At 44.5% G+C, this 1954-nt stretch carries 1 protein-coding gene and 1 pseudogene; one reads left to right on the top strand and one right to left on the bottom strand.

Annotated elements, in window-relative coordinates; genetic code table 11:
- Window positions 1-659 (top strand): annotated as a pseudogene (locus IQ242_RS23605) (histidine kinase); the annotation flags it as partial.
- Here the strand turns inward: IQ242_RS23605 and IQ242_RS23600 are convergent.
- A complete protein-coding gene (locus IQ242_RS23600; RefSeq protein ID WP_193961624.1) occupies window positions 637-1464 on the bottom strand; it encodes an alpha/beta fold hydrolase in 828 nt (275 codons plus the stop codon). The pseudogene IQ242_RS23605 and the gene IQ242_RS23600 overlap by 23 nt on opposite strands.
- Window positions 1465-1954 lie beyond the last annotated feature (490 nt).

The raw sequence follows: 1954 nt of genomic DNA, 5'->3' as shown, positions 1-1954 counted from the left end.
ATTTACGCAGTCCTCTCACCGCCGCTGCCATCGCCGTGGAAACTCTAGAATTAGCCTATAATTAACCAGATACTGAGCGCAGTCTGCAATTACGAGAACAACTGCACCAACAGGCCCGCAAACAGTTCCGGATTATGAACCGTTTGATCACAGATATTCTGCAAGCTTCTAAGAGCATGGCGGCGCAATTCACGCTCCAACAGACTAAATTTTATCTGCAATCCCTCTGTCAGGAAATTTTGTCTCAATTTACCGATACTTTTCAGGAAAAGACCTTAACTCTCCAAAGCGATATCCCCCAAGATCTGCCCCCCGTCTATGCTGATGAGGAGTTAATCCGACAGGTGATTATTAATCTCTTGGAGAATGGCATCAAATATACCCCCGCTGGCGGCGCAATTACCCTTTCTGTCCTCCATCGTACTACTCAAAAAGTACAAGTGAGCATCAGTGATACTGGCCCCGGCATTCCCGAAGAAAAACAAGAGCATATTTTTGAGGGTCATGTGCGTCTCAAACGGGATGAGGGGAAAGAAGGTTATGGCATCGGTTTATCGGTCTGTCGCAAGATTATTCGCGCCCACTACGGTCAAATTTGGGTGGATAGTGTCCCCGACCACGGCAGTAGTTTTCACTTCACTCTGCCAGTTTATCGCTAAAATGCTCCCCTAACCAATGATCAATGTCCCCTAAAACTAAGTCGGGGATTTCCCAAGGGAACAGATGGGCCGTATCGGGGTAACATTTCCACTCAGACAGTTTCAGGTTTTCGGCCGTTTCTTGGCTCGAGGCACTGGTAATATGGCGATCATTTGCCCCCGCCAGAACTAAGCAGGGAATTGTGATTTTGTCAAGAGATTTTAAACAATTGTTACCTTTTTTTAAAGCCCGATTTAAAGCGCGATCGGCAGCTGGAGAAGTGCCTAAGTAGGCGGGAACAGCATCTTGAGCAAGATAGCGATAGGCGATCGCTTGATGTTGTGAAAAAAGATACTGAAACAGGGAACGACGAGCAAAAGTATCAATATTCCAACGCCATCCCGGTTTGATCTGATTGAGAATTGCCGCCATCCCCGTCAAAACTAAGTCTGTGGTGCGGACAGGAGGATGGCTACCCCAAGGCCGCGCGGCCGAGGCAACTAGAATTAAACCAGGAAAGCGATCGGGATGCCGCAATACTAACTCCAGGGCGATTATACCCCCCAAAGACCAACCGAGAATTAAACATTGCTGGATTTTTTGGCGATCGAGCAGTCCGATTAAATCCTCTAGATGTTCTTCTAGCTGAAAATCGAGGCGATAACGACTTTTCCCGTAGCCGCGCAGATCCGGGGCCAGGGTTTGCCAGCGTTGGCAAAAATGATCGGTAAATACAGACATACTACCAGCCGAACCGGGATGACCGTGCAGACAGAGGATCGGATAGCCATTACCTTTGATGTTAACGTTGAGAGCGATCGACATTGAGCAGTTATCAGTTATCAGTTATCAGTTACCAGTTATCAGTTATCAGTTATCAGATTTGAGTTTTAAGTGAGCAGTATGTATTAAACCTCTTGCATAATTAATTTTTCAGGGTTCAAAAACGGCAAAAATAAGGATTAAATGGCATAAAGTCTGTAAATAGACCATTTAACTGATTATTATTCATTCTTAATTCTCCTGACTACTGACTACTGGCTACTGACTCCTAACCCTAACAACAATTTTTGATTTTTACAAGAGGTCTATTAAGCGAGCAGTATTAAATAGCAGTTTCCTGCTGTCTTTTCACTGTTCACTGTTCACTGTTCACTGTTTACTGTTTACTGATCACTGATTATTGACCAGGATATATGGCTCTTCTCGACTTTGTGTGATAATTTTGGCTTATGGAATCCTGAAGTGCTTATTGGGCAAAACTTTTAGGACTATTTTGCGGAATAAACTATCAGTATAGACCTACTTTCCACAC

Origin of the sequence: Microcystis sp. LEGE 08355 (assembly GCF_015207185.1) — a bacterium.
GTDB lineage: Bacteria > Cyanobacteriota > Cyanobacteriia > Cyanobacteriales > Microcystaceae > Microcystis > Microcystis panniformis.
This window is presented reverse-complemented; position numbering and strand designations above follow the sequence as displayed.

Bases quoted from the DNA above. Each gene is read 5' to 3' on its own strand.
- IQ242_RS23600 (WP_193961624.1), bottom strand. From the start codon at position 1,464: ATGTCGATCGCTCTCAACGTTAACATCAAAGGTAATGGCTATCCGATC.